The sequence below is a fragment of the Aquabacterium humicola genome (genome assembly GCF_030167915.1).
GTDB lineage: Bacteria > Pseudomonadota > Gammaproteobacteria > Burkholderiales > Burkholderiaceae_C > Pseudaquabacterium > Pseudaquabacterium humicola.
Window position 1 is genome coordinate 20742 of sequence record NZ_JARGNB010000009.1, and the last position, 15134, is coordinate 35875.

Genomic DNA, 15134 nt, shown 5'->3' on the forward strand with positions numbered 1-15134 from the left:
CACGCTAGAAGCGGCTGGCCGCCTGCATCGGCGACTGGTGCGTGGTCTTGTAGAACCAGCGGCGTGCGCCGCGCAGGTCGAAACGCTCCCAGCGCGCGGGGTCCTGCGCCAGCCGGTCGGCGATGGCGTACAGCGCCAGCGGGTTCATGCCCATGCCGATGTGGCTGGCGTGCACCTCGATGTTCTCGGTGTGCGGCTCGTCGGGATTGATGCTGCACTGCCAGGCGACGACGCCGTCGGTCTTGCTGTAGATCGACGTGGTCGGCACCGACGGCGGCACCCGCAGCTGCGAGATCAGCTCGTCGTTGTGCTCGACGCTCTGGCCGCTGACCATCTCGTAGAAGCGCCAGGCGTTGGTGGCGCGCGGGTGACCGGCGAAGGGCGAGCCCAGCGTGATGACGCAGCGTGCGCGCTCAGGGAACTCCTTGGCCAGCTCGCGCGCATAGACGCCGCCCAGGCTCCAGCCGAGCAGGCTGACGCGGCACTGGTGGCGTTCGGCCACATGGCGCAGCTGTTCGCGCAGGGCCTCGAGCACGCCGTTGCGCGGGCCGAAGTTGAAGCCCTGCTTCCACGGGTACGGCACGTAGCCGCGGTCCTCGAGAAAGGTGCGCAGCGGCGCGGTGGTGATGTCGGTGGCGCCGAGCCCGGGGAAGACCAGCACCGGGTGGCCGTCGCCGCGCGGCAGCTGGCGCAGCCAGGGTGCGGCGGCGATCATCGCGGCCCATTCCCAGGGCGCGCGGGCTTCGAGCATCAGCAGCAGCGCACCGGGCGGCTGCAGCAGGTCCACGCCGGGCGGCGGCGGGCCGGCGGGCTTGCGTCGGCGATTCAGGGCCATGCGGATCGTCTAGTTCTCGCCGGGTTCCCAACCACCCGGATTCGTACGATCTTATCGGGGCCGCCTGGCCTTCGATGGAGCGCTTGCCCTAGGTGGCCGTGTCACACGAGCGACAGTGTCCAGCGCCGCGCGGGTGGCCGTTTTCGTCGCCGTGCGGGCGGCCGTCTGCATCGCCTGGCCGACCACGGTGCCGACAACCCCACGCGCCGCGCCCGGCAGCGCCTTCGACACCGTGTTCACCGCGTCGCTGACGACCCCGGCGAGACGCTTTCGCGCCTGGCCCAGCACCGCGCGGCCGGTCTCGGTGACGCCGGGCGGCGGGGCCGGTGCCTTCGGCGCCAGCGCGCGCAGGTCGTCGAAGGCGACCTCCATCGCATTGCCCAGCTGGCGCACGTCGGGCATCGCCTGCGCGTCGGCCATCACGCCGAAGTCCATGCGGTCCTCGTAGCTGTGCACCGTGATGTTCAGCGCGATGCCGTGCACGACGATCGACGTCGGGAAGTTCGACAGCATGCGCGCGCCGGCCATGTACAGCGGCACCGGCGGCCCCGGCACGTTGCTGATCGTGACGTTGGCCACCTGCGGGATCTTCTCGGCCAGGCGCGCCTTGCCGTACAGCGCGGTGGCGGCCTCGATCAGCCACGGCGCGCCGATCGACGGGAAGTCGGTCGGCAGGATGCTCTTCAGGCTGCCCATCGTCGTCTTCATCGCCGCGGTCGCGGACTTCACGTGCGCCAGGCGCTTGCGCAGGTCCGAGATGTGCGTGCCCAGGCTGATCAGGCTCATCGAGGCCTGGTTGTCCGGGGTGGTGTCGCCCTTCTCGCGCAGCGAGATCGGCACCGCGGCGATCAGCGACTTGCGCGGCAGCGTGCCGCGTTGCTGGAAATAACGCCGCAAGGCAGTGGCACAGATCAGCAGCACCATGTCGTTGAGCGTCGCGTCGTTGGCGCGGCCGATGGCCTTCAGCTCGGCCAGCGGCACCGTCACCGCGGCGAAGGCCCGGCCGGCGGTGACCGACTGGTTCAGCACGGTGCGCGGCGCCAGCGTCACGTTGGCCACCTTGGCGCCCTTCTTGCGGCCGCCGAGCAGCTGACTCTGCTGCAGCACGACGCCGGCGGCGCTGGCCAGCGTGCCGACGGTGTCAGGCAGCGCCTTGACGATGCTGGCGACCTGCATCGCCTCGTTCGCCAGCACGCCGCGCAGCATCTTGGGCACGCCGAGGCGGAACACCTTCTCGCGCTTGCTGGGCTTGATGTCGAGGTCGCGACCGGTCGGCACCAGGTCGAGGATCACCTGCCCCAGCGCGACCGCGGCCTGGCCGTCGACCGCCGCATGGTGCAGCTGCGAGTAGAGGCCGACGCGCTTGCGGCCGTCGGCCGACGGGCCCAGCCCTTCGAGCACCCAGAACTTCCACAGCGGCCGCTTGCGGTCGAGCAGCCGCGGATGCAGCTCGCCGACCGCCGCCTCCAGCGCCGCGCGGCCGTCGCCCTGCTTCGCGCTCTTGGGCAGCTTGTATTCGACGATGTGCTCGTTCAGGTCCGGCTCGGCGTCGACCCAGACCGGGTTCGCCAGGTTCAGCGGCGCCCACCACAGCCGCCGCCGCAGCGCCGGCGCCAGCGGCAGCCGCTCGGCCATGTGGCGGCGCAGCGCCGTGACGAACTTGCCCTTGAAGCCCGGTGGCAGCTCGAAGACGTTGAGCGCGCCGACATGCATCGGCATCTCGGGCGTTTCCAGGAACAGGAAGGAGGCGTCGAGGCCGGACAGGCGTTTCATGGCCTGATGCTAGAGGGGCGCCGACGCGGCCACGGCGCGGGGGAACCCTAGGCGTGTTGCAGGATCGCCGCGGCTGCACGGGCCAGGTCGTCGTGCACCCCGTCGGCGAGCGCGACGTCCCGGTCCGTCGGCGGGTGGCCGCTGCGCACCAGCAGGCAGCGCCCGACACCGGCCGCGCGCCCGGCTTCGAGGTCCGAGCCCTTGTCGCCGACCACCACCGATGCGGGCAGGTCGAGGTGCAGCGCGGCCGCCGCCCGCAGCAGCATGCCGGGTGCCGGCTTGCGGCAGTCGCAGAGCCGGCGGTACTCGGCGATCGCCGCGTCCGGCAGGTGCGGGCAGCGCAGCACCGCGTCGAGCACCACGCCATGGTCCTGCAGCGCGTCGCGCATGTGGGCGGTCAGCCGCTCGTAGTCCGCCTCGCCGTAGTAGCCGCGCGCGATGCCGCTCTGGTTGGTCACGACCACCAGCTTCCAGCCGGCCGCCTGCAACTGCCGCAGGGCCTGTGGCACGCCGGGCAGGAACTCGAAGTCCTCGACGCGGTAGAGGTAGTCGCGCTCGACGTTGATCACGCCGTCGCGGTCCAGGAAGACGGCGCGCGCGCCGGGCGACGAATCAGCCACGGCGGATGCGCTCGACCAGCCGCGTCGTCGAGTAGCCGTCGACGAACGGAAGCGCCAGCGATCGGCCGCCCCAGCGGCGCATCAGCGCGGTCTCGGGCAGCGCCTCGATGTGATAGTCGCCGCCCTTGACGTAGACGTCGGGGCGGATCGCCTCGAGCAGCTCGCAGGGCGTCGGCTCGTCGAACCAGGTGACGAAGTCGACGCAGCGCAGCGCGGCGATCACCGCCGCGCGGTCGTGTTCATCGTTCAGCGGCCGGTCCGGTCCCTTGCCGAGGCCACGCGCCGAGACGTCGCTGTTGACCGCGACGATCAGCGCGGCGCCCAGTTCCCGCGCGGCGGCCAGGTACTGCACGTGCCCGCGGTGCAGCACGTCGAACACGCCGTTGGTGAAGACCAGCGGACGCGGCCAGTCGGTGCGCGCACGCGCGCGGGCGCTGGGAATCAGTCGGAGGGAGTCGTCGGCCGGCACAATGCTGGCCCATCGCGGCGGATCAGTCCGTTGCCGCACGAGGGCGAATTGAGTCTAACCTTCAGCGATCACCTGGCGGCGCACCGTGCGTTGTTCGACCGGCTCGACACGCTCGGCCCGGCCCTGCAGCGCGCGGCGGCCATCTGTGCGGACAGCCTGTCGCGCGGCGGCAAGCTGCTGTTCTGCGGCAATGGCGGCTCGGCGGCCGACAGCCAGCACCTGGCCAGCGAGTTCGTCGGCCGCTTCGTCGCCGAGCGCCGCCCGCTGCCGGCGATCGCGCTGAGCACCGACAGCTCGGCGCTGACAGCGATCGGCAACGACTACGGCTTCGACCAGGTCTTCGAGCGCCCGCTGCGCGCCCACGGCCGGCCGGGCGACGTGGTGGTCGGCATCTCGACCTCCGGCCGCTCGCCGAACGTCCGGCGCGCGATGCAGGCGGCGCGCGAGCTCGGCCTGGCGACGGTCGGCTTCCTGGGCCATGACGGCGGCACGATCGCCGCGCTGTGCGACGTACCGCTGGTGGTGCCGGACGAGGTGACCGCGCGCATCCAGGAAGCGCACATCTTCCTCGGCCACGTGCTGTGCGCGGAGGTCGAGGCGCTGCTGAAGCTGTAGCGGTGGATCAGGCGGCCGGCTGCGCGGCGAGCCAGTCGGCATAACGCCGGACGCCCGTGGCCACGTCGGCGAAGACGTGATCGCAGCCGGCCGCACGCAGGGCCGTGAGGTCGGCCTGCGTGAAGCACTGGTACTTGCCGACCAGCGCGGCGGGGAAGTCGATGTACTCGACCAGCCCTTCGGCGACCAGCTGCGGCAACGGCAGCGCCGGTGCACCGGCGCGGACCCGCTCGGCATTCACCACCGCGGCCGCCACGTCGTTGAAGGGCTGCGCGCGGCCGCTGCCGACGTTGAAGATCCCGCTGGCTTGCGGGTGCGCGAGGAACCACAGGTTCACCACCACCACGTCGTCGACGAAGACGAAGTCGCGCGCGTGTTCGCCCGGCCCGTAGCCGCCATAGGCATCGAACAGCCTGACGCGACCGTCGGCGCGGAACTGGTGGGCATGGTGGAAGGCCACCGAGGCCATGCGGCCCTTGTGCTGTTCGTGCGGGCCGTAGACGTTGAAGTAGCGCAGGCCGACCACCTGGGCCGAGGCCTGCGCGAGCAGACGCCGCACCACCTGGTCGGCCAGCAGCTTGGAGTAGCCGTAGACGTTCAGCGGCCGCTCGCAGGCCGGGTCCTCGCGGAAGACCTCGCTGCCGCCGTAGACCGCGGCCGACGACGCGTAGATCAGCCGCGTGCCCTGGCGCTGGCAGGCATCGAGCAGGTCCTTGGTGCAGCGGTAGTTCAGCGCCATCATCAGGCGGCCGTCGTGCTCCATCGTGTCGGAGCAGGCGCCTTCGTGGAACACCGCGTCGACGCGTCCGAAGTCGCCGCGCGCGAAGCGGGCGTAGAACTCGTCGCGGTCGAAGTAGTCTGCAAAACGAGCGTCCCGCAGGTTGCGGAACTTCGAGCCGTCGCGCAGGTCGTCGACCGCGATGATGTGATCGATGCCGGCGTCGTTGAGCCCCAGCATCAGGCGGCTGCCGATCATGCCGGCCGCCCCGGTGACGATCACTTTCATTCGAACAGCTCCTCGTAGCGCACTGCCGCAGTGCCGAAGCGGCTGACGACGATGCCGGCGGCCCGGTTGGCGATCGGCACCGCGTCGCGCAGCGGCAGGCCGGCGGCCAGCATCGCGGCCAGCGTCGCGATCACCGTGTCGCCGGCGCCGGTGACGTCGAAGACCTGTCGCGCGTGCGCCGGCACGTGCAGCGTCCCGGCGGCGTCGAAGAGCGACATGCCCTCCTCCGCGCGCGTCACCAGCAGCGCCTGCAGGGCCAGTTCGGCACGCAGGCGCTGCGCGGCCGCCGCCAGCGCCGCTTCGTCGCGCCACGGGCCCATCGCCTGGGCGAGCTCGGCGCGATTCGGCGTGATCACCGTGGCGCCGGCATAACGCGTGTAGTCGTGGCCCTTCGGGTCGACCAGCACCGGCTTGCCGGCCGCGCGGGCCAGCTCGATCATGCGGCCGATGTGTGCGAGGCCGCCCTTGCCGTAGTCGGAGAACAGCACCGCATCGTGCTGCGGCAGCACCTGTTCGAAGTTGCCGAGCAGTTGCGCCAGCACCTCGTGCGCGGGGCGGCTCTCGAAGTCGACGCGCAGCAGCTGCTGCGAGCGGCCGACGACCCTGAGCTTGACGATGGTGCGCAGCGAGGCATCGCGGCCGAGAAGGCTGGGGATGCCGTCGCGTTCGAGCATGCGCCGCAGCGACTGCGCCGGCTCGTCGTCGCCGATCACCGTCATCAGCGTGACCCGGGCGCCGAGCTGCTTGACGTTCAGCGCGACGTTGGCCGCGCCGCCCAGGCGTTCTTCCTCGCGCTCGACCAGCACCACCGGCACCGGCGCCTCGGGCGAGATGCGATCGACGGCGCCGAACCAGTAGCGGTCGAGCATCGCATCGCCGACGACCAGCACGCGGGCTTGTTCGAGGCGGGAACGGTCGGGACGGATCATCGGCGGCGGTTCATCGGCAGCGTGACGGGCGATGGCGGGCCCGGGCCCGCATTGTCATGCGCTAGGCGCGCGGCTGCAGCAGGTCCCAGCGGTTGCCGTGCAGGTCCTCGAACACCGCCACGGTGCCGTAGGGTTCGGCGCGTGGCGCCTCGACGAAGCGCACGCCGTGCGCGACCATGTGCGCGTGGTCGGCGGCGAAATCATCGCTGTGCAGGAACAGCCCGACCCGGCCGCCCCACTGGCGCCCGACAGCCGCCTGCTGTTCCGTCGTGGCGGCCCGCGCCAGCAGCAGCGCGGCGCCGGGACCGGCCACGGTGCCACGCGGACGCACGACCACCCAGCGCTTGGCCGGGCCCATCGGCGTGTCCTCGACGAGCTCGAAGCGCAGCGCGGTGGTGAAGAAGCGGATCGCCTCGTCGTAGTCGGCGACCAGCAGCGCGACGGTGGCCAGCGTCATGCCGTCGCCTCCTCGGCGCGCCGCACCCGTCGCCAGGCGGCCAGCACCTGGGCGGGCGACAGGTCCATCACCTTCGCGGCCGGGGTCGGCTCGCGCGGACCCAGCGTGATCACCCGGCCGCTGGCCGATCGAGGCTTCCAGCGGCCCCAGCCGGCCTGGCCGTAGAGCACGACGAGCGGGCAGTCCATCGCGCCGGCCACGTGGGCGGGACCGGTATCGACCGAGATCATGCCGTCCGCCCGCGCGGCCAAGGCGGCCAGGCGCTGCAGCGTCGGCTGGCGCGCGGCGATGTTGACCACCAGGCCGTGCGACGCCGGCACGGCCGCGGCATCGACGATCTCCTGCGCCAGACCTGCTTCGCGGGCCGATCCGCAGACCAGCACCGCGGCGCCCGGCAGCTCGTCGAGCACGCCGCGGATCACCGCCGCCCAGCGTTCGGCCGGCCAGTGCTTGTCATGCGCCTCGGTGCCGAGGCGGCCGCGCTTGTGCGTCTTCTTGTGCCCGGGCTGCACCAGCACGAGCGGCCGGCCGTCGAGCCCCTGCGCGTTCAGCCAGCGTGCGGCGTCCTCGTGCCATGACGCGGGCACCACGAGCCGCGGCCGTGCCGGCACGCCGGCCTCGCGGGCCGGGCCCGGCACAGCGGGCGCATCCCGCTGCGCGATCTGCAGCCACCAGTCGGCCCAGTGGATGCCGTCGCCGGGCCAGTACTGCCAGGCGCGCACGAGGCGGCCTTCGGGGATGCCGGCGCGCGCGAGGATGCGTTCACCGTAGATGTCGGGGTCGCAGAGGTACACCGGCCCGCGGTGCGCGCGCAGCCAGCGCAGCGCGCTCCAGCGCGAGGGCGTCAGCCAGTGCGGCGAGCGGCGGCTGGCGACGAGTCGCAGCTCCGACACCGCCGGGTCGTGGCCCAGCAGCACCGGCGTCCATTCGCCGGACGACAGCAGGTGCACCGGCCGCCCATACCGCGCGGCCAGCGCGTTCAGCAGCACCGTCAGCAGCACGACGTCGCCGACGGCGGCGAAGCGCACGACCACCGGGGCATCGGGGTCCCGGGTCTGCGGGTCGTGGAGATCGGCGAGCGGCTCGGGCATGCCGCGCGAGCGTACCAGCCCGCGCGGCGCGGGGCGGGCTTCAGCGGGCGCCGGGACGGCCCGCGGTCCGGATCAGGCGGCGGCGAGCCGGCGCTGGCGCAGGCCGAGCGCTTCGTTCGCCAGCAGCGCACCGATCACCAGCGCGCCACCGAGCAGCGTGGTCGGCCCCGGGGCTTCGCCGGCACCGACCCAGGCCAGCAGCACGCCGAAGATCACCTCCAGCAGCGCCAGCAGCGAGATCTCCGCCGCCGGCAGCACGCGGGCGAGGCGCACCGACAGCAGGCACGGGATCGCCAGCTGCACGACGCCGAGCAGGCCGAGCAGCGACAGGTCGTGCGTGGTTGCCGACAGCGGCCAGGCCAGCGGCAAGGTCACCGCGGCCGACAGCAGCGCGCCGATCAGCACCGCCGGCAACATGTCCGGCTCGTCGAAGCCCGGATCGGTCTTGTGGCGCTGGTGGATGTACTGCAGCAGTGTCCAGTTCGTCGCGCCGGCCAGCGGCACGCCCAGCGCGACCAGGATGCCGGTCAGCGACGAACCGCCTTCGAGCGCCTGGCGGCCGAACATCCAGGCGATGCCCAGGCCGGCGACGCCGATCGCGGCCCAGGTGCGTGTGGGCAGCCGGTGCTGCAGGAACAGGCGTGCGAACAGCGCGGTCACCAGCGGCGCGATCGACATCGTCACCAGCACCGTCGCGACGGTCGTCAGCGTGATCGCCACCATGAAGTTGGTGTACATCACCGCCCAGCACAGTCCGGAGGCCCACAGCGGCCAGCGCGCGCGGGCGATGCCGCGCCACAGCGCGGGCCCCTGCATCACCGACAGCGCGATCACCAGCGCCAGCGCATTGAAGAGGCTGCGCCAGAACGTGACCTCGAAGCTGCGCGCCGAGTCGAGGTGGCGCGTGACCACGCCGGCGATGCTCCACATCAGCGTCACCAGCACCATCAGGCCCACCGCGCGCGAATGACTCATGGGATCTTCAGCTCAGTGCACGAAAACCGACCATCCTAGGTGCTGGCGAGCGCCGGCACGCGTGAGATCGCCGCATCGGTCTGATGCGCAGTGCGCATGGCCGGGCGCGCAGCGGCCGTCGCGGAGCGTTCACCGTGAAACGGGAGCGTGCGCGACGCGGGGCTGCTTCAAGCAGCCTCGCGCTGGGCCCGCTTGCGCTCGTGCTCCTTGAGGAACCGCTTGCGAATCCGAATGCTCTTCGGCGTGATCTCGACCAGTTCGTCGTCGGCGATGAACTCGACCGCGTACTCCAGCGTCAGCTCGATCGGCGGCGTGATCTTGATCGCGTCTTCCTTGCCGCTGACGCGGAAGTTGGTCAGCTGCTTGGTGCGCGTGGCGTTGACGACGAGGTCGTTGTCCCGGCTGTGGATGCCGATGATCAGGCCCTCGTACACCGGGTCGCCCGGGCGCACGAACATGCGGCCCCGGTCGTCGAGCTTGCCGAGCGCGTAGGTGAAGATCTCGCCGTCGTCCATGCTGATCAGCACGCCGTTCTTGCGGCCTTCGATCTCTCCCTTGTAGGCCTCGTAGCCGTCGAAGATGTTGCTGATCAGGCCCGTGCCGCGCGTCAGGTTCATGAACTCGTTCGAGAAACCGATCAGGCCGCGTGCCGGGATGCGGTACTCCAGGCGCACGCGACCGTTGCCGTCGGTCTCCATGTTGACCAGCTCGCCCTTGCGCTCGCCCAACGCCTGCATCACGCCGCCCTGGTGCTGGTCCTCGATGTCGGCGGTGACCAGCTCGATCGGCTCGTGGCGCTCGCCGTTCACCTCATGGAACACCACGCGCGGCTTGCTGACGGCCAGCTCGTAGCCCTCGCGGCGCATGTTCTCGAGCAGGATGGTCAGGTGCAGCTCGCCGCGGCCGGAGACCTCGAAGATGCCGTCTTCGTCGGTTTCCTTCACGCGCAGCGCGACGTTGCTCTGCAGCTCGCGCTGCAGGCGGTCCCAGATCTGGCGGCTGGTGACGAACTTGCCCTCGCGGCCGGCCAGCGGCGAGGTGTTGACGCAGAAGTTCATCGTCAGCGTCGGCTCGTCGACCTGCAGCATCGGCAGCGGCTGCGGGTTGTCCAGGCTGGTGATCGTCACGCCGATGCCGATGTCCTCGATGCCGTTGATCAGCACGATGTCGCCGGGGCCGGCGCTCTCGGTCTGGCGGCGCTCCAGGCCTTCGAAGGTCAGCACCTGGTTGATGCGCGCCTTGCGCGGCGTGCTGTCGGGGCCTTCGCAGACGGCGACGTCGGTCAGCGGCTTCAGCGTGCCCTGGTTGATGCGGCCGATGCCGATGCGGCCGACGTAGCTGGAATAGTCCAGCGAGCAGATCTGCAGCTGCAGCGGCGCGTTCTCGTCGCCCTCGTGCGGGGGCACGTGCTCGAGCACGGCGTCGAACAGCGGCGCGAGGTCGGTGCCGACCTCGCCGGCGTTCAGCGTCGCCCAGCCGTTCAGGCCCGAGGCGTAGATCACCGGGAAGTCCAGCTGCTCCTCGGTGGCGCCCAGCTTGTCGAAGAGGTCGAAGGTGGCGTTGATCACGTAGTCGCAGCGCGCGCCGGGGCGGTCGACCTTGTTGACCACGACGATGGGCTTCAGGCCCAGCGCCAGCGCCTTCTTCGTCACGAAGCGGGTCTGCGGCATCGGCCCTTCGACCGCGTCGACCAGCAGCAGCACGCTGTCGACCATCGACAGCACGCGCTCGACCTCGCCGCCGAAGTCGGCGTGGCCCGGGGTGTCCACGATGTTGACGTGCGTGCCCTTCCACGTCACCGCGCAGTTCTTCGCGAGGATGGTGATGCCGCGCTCGCGCTCGAGGTCGTTCGAGTCCATGACCCGTTCGGCGATCTGCTGGTTGTCGCGGAAGGTGCCGCTCTGGCGCAGCAGCTGGTCGACCAGCGTGGTCTTGCCATGGTCGACGTGCGCGATGATGGCGATGTTGCGGATCTGTGGGCTCATGGTCGTCTCTTTGGGAATTCAGGCCGCGGCGGGCTGCGGGGCATGCTGCAGCAGCGCCTGCACTTCGGGCGGGCTGAGCAGGCGATCGGCGATCAGCTCGCCGGCGGTGATGTGGGCGCTGCCGAGAAAGGCGCCGGGTTCGGGGCCGTAGACGCGCACTTCCGGCGCGTCCGCGTGCTTCACGCGCCGGCGCAGGCCGGACAGGAAGCGGCCGGCCTCGTCGGCGTCGAGCACCAGGCTCGGCCAGTCGGCCAGCAGCGCGTCGGGCGGCAGCAGTCGCTCGATGCGTTGGTCCTCGGTCATCGCTTCGAGCTGCTCGATCGTCACGGCGTCGGCGAGCGCCAAGCCGCCGGTGCCGGTGCGCCGCAGCGCCGCCAGGTGCGCGCCGCAGCCCAGCGCCTCGCCGATGTCCTCGGCGAGCGTGCGGATGTAGGTGCCCTTGCTGCAGCGCACGTCGATCACCAGCGTGCGATCGTGCCACGCGACGATGTCGAGCGAGTGAATCGTGATCCGGCGCGGCGTGCGCTCGATCTCGACGCCCGCACGCGCGTACTCGTACAGCGCCTTGCCGTCCTTCTTGACCGCCGAGTGCATCGGCGGCAGCTGGTCGATGGTGCCGATGAAGCGCGCGCACGCGGCGTCGACGCCCGAGCGGTCGACGTTCACCGGCCGGGTCTCGAACACCTCGCCTTCGAGGTCGCCGGTCGAGCGGCGCTCGCCGAGCGTGATGGTCGCGCGGTAGGCCTTGTCGGCATCGAGGCTGACCTGCGAGAACTTGGTCGCGGCGCCGAAGCACAGCGGCAGCAGCCCCGTGGCCAGCGGGTCCAGCGTGCCGGTATGGCCGCCCTTTTCCGCGCGCAGCAGCCACTTCGCCTTCTGCAAGGCGTCGTTGCTCGTCCAGCCCAGCGGCTTGTCGAGCAGCAGCACACCGTGCAGGGCACGGCGTACCTGGCGCTGGCGCGTCGGGCGAGTCATCGCGGCCTCAGTCTTCCTTCGCGCGTGTCGCGTTGGCCTTGTTGATCAAGGCCGACAGCTCGGCCGCATGCTCGGTCGTGCGATCGAACTGGAAGTGCAAGGTCGGCACGGTATGGATCTGCAGGCGCTTGAAGAGGCCGTTGCGCAGGTAGCCGGCGGCCTCGTTCAGGCCGTCCTGGCACTCGTCGGGGCTGCCGACCAGCACCGAGAAGTAGACCTTGGCATGCGCGTAGTCCGCCGACACGTCGACGCTGTTGAGCGTGACCATGCCGATGCGCGGATCCTTCAGCTCGCGGATCAGCTCGGCCAGATCACGCTGGATCTGGTCGGCGACGCGGAAGCTGCGGTTGGGAATCGATTTCTTGTGGCGCATGTCGGTGCTCCATGGTCCGTTGCGGCCCCCTCAAACACAAACCCCGCCTTCTTTTGGGAAGGCGGGGTCCGCGTATGGAGCGGCAGCCGCCTTAGAGGGTTCGGGCGACTTCCTTGACCTCGAAGATCTCGAGCTGGTCGCCTTCCTTGATGTCGTTGAAGTTCTTGAGCTTGATACCGCACTCGAAGCCTTCGTTGACCTCCCGCACGTCGTCCTTCATGCGCTTGACCGACTCGATGTCGCCCGTGTAGACGACCACGTTGTCGCGCAGCAGTCGGAAGCGCGCGTTGCGGCGCACGACGCCGTTGGTGACCATGCAGCCGGCGACCGTGCCGATCTTCGACGCGACGAAGACGGTGCGGATCTCGGCCGAGCCGATGACCTCTTCGCGCTGCTCCGGCGCCAGCATGCCGGACATCGCCGCCTTCACCTCGTCGACCGCGTCGTAGATGATGTTGTAGTAGCGCAGGTCGACGTCGTTGCCCTCGGCGAGCTTGCGCGCACCGGCGTCGGCACGCACGTTGAAGCCGATGATGACGGCCTTCGACGCGATCGCCAGGTTGACGTCGCTCTCGCTGATGCCGCCGACCGCCGCGTGCACGATCTGCACCTTGACCTCGTCGGTCGACAGCTTGACCAGCGACTGCGCCAGCGCTTCCTGCGAACCCTGCACGTCGGCCTTGATGATCAGCGCCAGCGTCTGTGCCTGGCCCTCGCCCATGTTGTCGAACATGTTCTCGAGCTTGGCGGCCTGGCGCTTGTTCAGCGTGACCTCGCGGTACTTGCCCTGGCGGAAGGTCGCGACCTCGCGGGCGCGGCGCTCGTCGGTCAGCACCATGAACTCGTCACCGGCCTGCGGGACCTCGGTCAGGCCCTGGATCTCGACCGGGATCGACGGACCGGCTTCCTGGATCGTCTTGCCGTCTTCGTCGAGCATCGCGCGCACGCGGCCGTAGCTCGAGCCCGCCAGCACGACGTCGCCGCGCTTGAGCGTGCCCGACTGCACCAGCACCGTGGCGACCGGACCGCGGCCCTTGTCGAGCTTGGCTTCGATCACCAGGCCCTTGGCCGGGGCATCGACCGGTGCGGTCAACTCCAGCACTTCGGCCTGCAGCAGCACCTGCTCGAGCAGGTCGTCGACGCCCTGGCCGGTCTTGGCCGACACCGCCACGAACGGCGAATCGCCACCGAAGTCTTCCGGCACCACCTGCTCGGCGACCAGCTCGCCCTTCAGGCGCTCGACGTTGGCTTCCGGCTTGTCGATCTTGTTCATCGCCACGACGATCGGCACCTTGGCCGACTTCGCGTGGTGGATGGCTTCCTTGGTCTGCGGCATCACGCCGTCGTCCGCCGCGACCACCAGGATCACGATGTCGGTGGCGTTGGCGCCGCGGGCACGCATCGCGGTGAACGCGGCGTGGCCCGGGGTGTCGAGGAAGGTGATCGTGCCGCGCGGCGTCTCGACGTGGTAGGCGCCGATGTGCTGCGTGATGCCGCCCGCTTCGCCGGCCGCGACGCGGGTGCGGCGGATGTAGTCGAGCAGCGAGGTCTTGCCATGGTCGACGTGACCCATGATGGTGACCACCGGCGCACGCGGCTGCAGCTCTGCTTCGGTCGTGGCGTGCTCTTCGACGAGAAAGGCTTCCGGATCGTCCAGCTTCGCAGCCAGCGCCTTGTGGCCCATTTCCTCGACGACGATCATCGCCGTCTCCTGGTCCAGCTGCTGGTTGATCGTCACCATCTGGCCCAGCTTCATCAGCTGCTTGATGACCTCGCTGGCCTTGACGCTCATCTTGTGCGCCAGGTCGGCGACGCTGATGGTCTCGGGGATGTGAACCTCCTGGATGACGGGTTCGCTCGGCGCGTTGTAGCTCGGCGCGTCGTCGCCGCGGTCGCCGCGACGGCCACCGCGAGGTGCACGCCAGCCGGCACGCCCGGCGCTGGAATCGGTGCGGCCCTTCAGCGCAGCGCGCTTCTTCGCCGCGTCGTCAGCCCAGCTCGACGACAGCTTCTCGGACTTGACCGACTTCTTGTCGCCCGGCTTCGCACCGGCGCCAGCCGGCGCGGCAGCGCCCGGAGCGGCCTTGGGCTTGTGGATCGTGCCGGTGATGCCTTCCTTCGCGGCGGCCGGCTTGGCTTCTTCCGGCTTCTTCGCGGTCAGCACCTTCTTCGGCGCGTTCATCATCGCGCGGATCGCGGCGGCCTCGGCCTCGGCAGCCTTGCGACGCTTCTCCAGATCGACCAGGCGCTGCTTCTCCACGGCCTCGTCGGTCCCGGCCTTGACGACCCGCAGGCCCGGCTTCGGGGCATCGGGCGGCGGCGCCGCAGGCTTCGCGGCGGCCGGCGCGGGCGCGGCCACCGGGGCGGCGGCCTTCTCGGCGGCCGGCGCCTTGTCGGCGGCGGGCGCCTTGTCGGACGACGGCGTCGTCGCGGCCTTCTCGATCGCCGCGGCGGCAGCCGCCTCGGCAGCCTTCGCCGCGGCTTCGGCCGCTTCGCGCGCCGCGGCTTCGGCGGCGGCCCTGGCCGCGGCTTCGGCGGCCTCGCGGGCCTGGCGTTCTGCTTCCTCGCGACGCGCCTGTTCGGCGGCGAGCTCCTCGGCCTGGCGGCGCAGCGCCTCGGCTTGCGCGCGCGCTTCTTCCTCGCGGCGCTGCAGCTCGGCCTCGTCGGCCTGCGGCGTGGCGGGGGCTTCGGCCGGCAGGTCGTCGCGCTTGACGAAGACGCGCTTCTTGCGCACCTCGACCTGGATCGTGCGGGCCTTGCCGGAGGCGTCGGCCTGCTTGATCTCGCTGGTCGACTTGCGCGTCAGCGTGATCTTCTTGCGATCGCCGCCGGCGGTGCCGTGGGCGGTGCGCAAGTAGTCGAGCAGGCGCTCCTTGTCGGCTTCGGTGAGCGCGTCGTCGGGCGACTTCTTCGCGACACCGGCAGACTGCAGCTGCTCGAGCAGCGTCCCGGCAGGACGGTTCAGCTCGGCTGCGAACTGGGCGACGGTGGTCACGGCCATTGGCGGGTTCCTTGCTTGGACTTCGGTGCG

General features: G+C 70.7%; 14 protein-coding genes. 1 reads left to right on the plus strand and 13 read right to left on the minus strand.

All coding sequences use genetic code 11. From position 1 onward, the window contains the following. Positions 1–4 precede the first annotated feature (4 nt). The 4 genes from P1K89_RS28525 to rfaE2 are packed head-to-tail and all read right to left on the minus strand — an operon-like array spanning position 5 to position 3697. Entirely contained in the window at positions 5–835 is an 831-nt protein-coding gene (locus P1K89_RS28525) for an esterase/lipase family protein (RefSeq protein ID WP_284619939.1), read from the minus strand. A 51-nt stretch (positions 836–886) separates the two neighbouring features. Then, positions 887–2608 (minus strand): wax ester/triacylglycerol synthase family O-acyltransferase, encoded by a 1722-nt coding sequence (locus P1K89_RS28530; RefSeq protein WP_284619940.1) that lies wholly within the window; start codon positions 2606–2608, stop codon positions 887–889. Positions 2609–2655: 47 nt separating this feature from the next. Then, positions 2656–3228: a D-glycero-beta-D-manno-heptose 1,7-bisphosphate 7-phosphatase gene (gene gmhB, locus P1K89_RS28535; RefSeq protein ID WP_284619941.1), complete on the minus strand. Its 573-nt coding sequence runs from the start codon at positions 3226–3228 to the stop codon at positions 2656–2658. Continuing rightward, on the minus strand, positions 3221–3697 hold the full coding sequence (gene rfaE2, locus P1K89_RS28540) for a D-glycero-beta-D-manno-heptose 1-phosphate adenylyltransferase (RefSeq protein WP_439898046.1): 477 nt from the start codon (positions 3695–3697) through the stop codon (positions 3221–3223). Before rfaE2 ends, gmhB begins: the two co-directional genes overlap by 8 nt. A 48-nt stretch (positions 3698–3745) precedes the next feature. Between rfaE2 and P1K89_RS28545 the strand changes: the two genes are divergently transcribed. After that, positions 3746–4312 (plus strand): D-sedoheptulose 7-phosphate isomerase, encoded by a 567-nt coding sequence (locus P1K89_RS28545; RefSeq protein ID WP_284619942.1) that lies wholly within the window; start codon positions 3746–3748, stop codon positions 4310–4312. A 7-nt stretch (positions 4313–4319) separates the two neighbouring features. Here P1K89_RS28545 and rfaD read toward each other — a convergent pair whose 3' ends face one another. From rfaD to infB, 9 genes are all read right to left on the minus strand, one after another. After that, positions 4320–5318, minus strand: coding sequence for an ADP-glyceromanno-heptose 6-epimerase (gene rfaD, locus P1K89_RS28550; protein WP_284619943.1), 999 nt, complete (start codon positions 5316–5318; stop codon positions 4320–4322). Further along, positions 5315–6247 carry a D-glycero-beta-D-manno-heptose-7-phosphate kinase gene (gene rfaE1, locus P1K89_RS28555; RefSeq protein ID WP_284619944.1) on the minus strand — a complete coding sequence of 311 codons (933 nt, stop codon included), beginning with the start codon at positions 6245–6247 and terminating at the stop codon, positions 5315–5317. Before rfaE1 ends, rfaD begins: the two co-directional genes overlap by 4 nt. Positions 6248–6308: 61 nt before the next feature. Then, on the minus strand, positions 6309–6704 hold the full coding sequence (locus P1K89_RS28560) for a VOC family protein (protein ID WP_284619945.1): 396 nt from the start codon (positions 6702–6704) through the stop codon (positions 6309–6311). Next, positions 6701–7795, minus strand: a complete 1095-nt coding sequence (locus P1K89_RS28565) for a glycosyltransferase family 9 protein (protein WP_284619946.1) — start codon at positions 7793–7795, stop codon at positions 6701–6703. The genes P1K89_RS28560 and P1K89_RS28565 overlap by 4 nt, the downstream gene beginning before the upstream one ends. A 72-nt stretch (positions 7796–7867) precedes the next feature. Continuing rightward, positions 7868–8770 (minus strand): DMT family transporter, encoded by a 903-nt coding sequence (locus tag P1K89_RS28570; RefSeq protein WP_284619947.1) that lies wholly within the window; start codon positions 8768–8770, stop codon positions 7868–7870. Between the two features lie 167 nt (positions 8771–8937). Further along, positions 8938–10755 carry a translational GTPase TypA gene (gene typA, locus P1K89_RS28575; protein WP_284619948.1) on the minus strand — a complete coding sequence of 606 codons (1818 nt, stop codon included), beginning with the start codon at positions 10753–10755 and terminating at the stop codon, positions 8938–8940. An 18-nt stretch (positions 10756–10773) separates the two neighbouring features. Next, positions 10774–11730 carry a tRNA pseudouridine(55) synthase TruB gene (gene truB, locus P1K89_RS28580; RefSeq protein ID WP_284619949.1) on the minus strand — a complete coding sequence of 319 codons (957 nt, stop codon included), beginning with the start codon at positions 11728–11730 and terminating at the stop codon, positions 10774–10776. A 7-nt stretch (positions 11731–11737) separates the two neighbouring features. Continuing rightward, entirely contained in the window at positions 11738–12103 is a 366-nt protein-coding gene (gene rbfA / locus P1K89_RS28585; protein ID WP_284619950.1) for a 30S ribosome-binding factor RbfA, read from the minus strand. Between the two features lie 91 nt (positions 12104–12194). Then, entirely contained in the window at positions 12195–15104 is a 2910-nt protein-coding gene (gene infB / locus P1K89_RS28590; protein WP_284619951.1) for a translation initiation factor IF-2, read from the minus strand. Between the last annotated feature and the right edge of the window lie 30 nt (positions 15105–15134).

Coding starts and splice junctions, on each gene's coding strand:
- P1K89_RS28525 (WP_284619939.1), bottom strand. CDS start 835: ATGGCCCTGAATCGCCGACGCAAGCCCGCCGGCCCGCCGCCGCCCGGC.
- P1K89_RS28530 (WP_284619940.1), bottom strand. CDS start 2,608: ATGAAACGCCTGTCCGGCCTCGACGCCTCCTTCCTGTTCCTGGAAACG.
- rfaD (WP_284619943.1), bottom strand. CDS start 5,318: ATGAAAGTGATCGTCACCGGGGCGGCCGGCATGATCGGCAGCCGCCTG.
- rfaE1 (WP_284619944.1), bottom strand. CDS start 6,247: ATGATCCGTCCCGACCGTTCCCGCCTCGAACAAGCCCGCGTGCTGGTC.
- P1K89_RS28560 (WP_284619945.1), bottom strand. CDS start 6,704: ATGACGCTGGCCACCGTCGCGCTGCTGGTCGCCGACTACGACGAGGCG.
- P1K89_RS28565 (WP_284619946.1), bottom strand. CDS start 7,795: ATGCCCGAGCCGCTCGCCGATCTCCACGACCCGCAGACCCGGGACCCC.
- P1K89_RS28570 (WP_284619947.1), bottom strand. CDS start 8,770: ATGAGTCATTCGCGCGCGGTGGGCCTGATGGTGCTGGTGACGCTGATG.
- typA (WP_284619948.1), bottom strand. CDS start 10,755: ATGAGCCCACAGATCCGCAACATCGCCATCATCGCGCACGTCGACCAT.
- truB (WP_284619949.1), bottom strand. CDS start 11,730: ATGACTCGCCCGACGCGCCAGCGCCAGGTACGCCGTGCCCTGCACGGT.
- rbfA (WP_284619950.1), bottom strand. CDS start 12,103: ATGCGCCACAAGAAATCGATTCCCAACCGCAGCTTCCGCGTCGCCGAC.
- infB (WP_284619951.1), bottom strand. CDS start 15,104: ATGGCCGTGACCACCGTCGCCCAGTTCGCAGCCGAGCTGAACCGTCCT.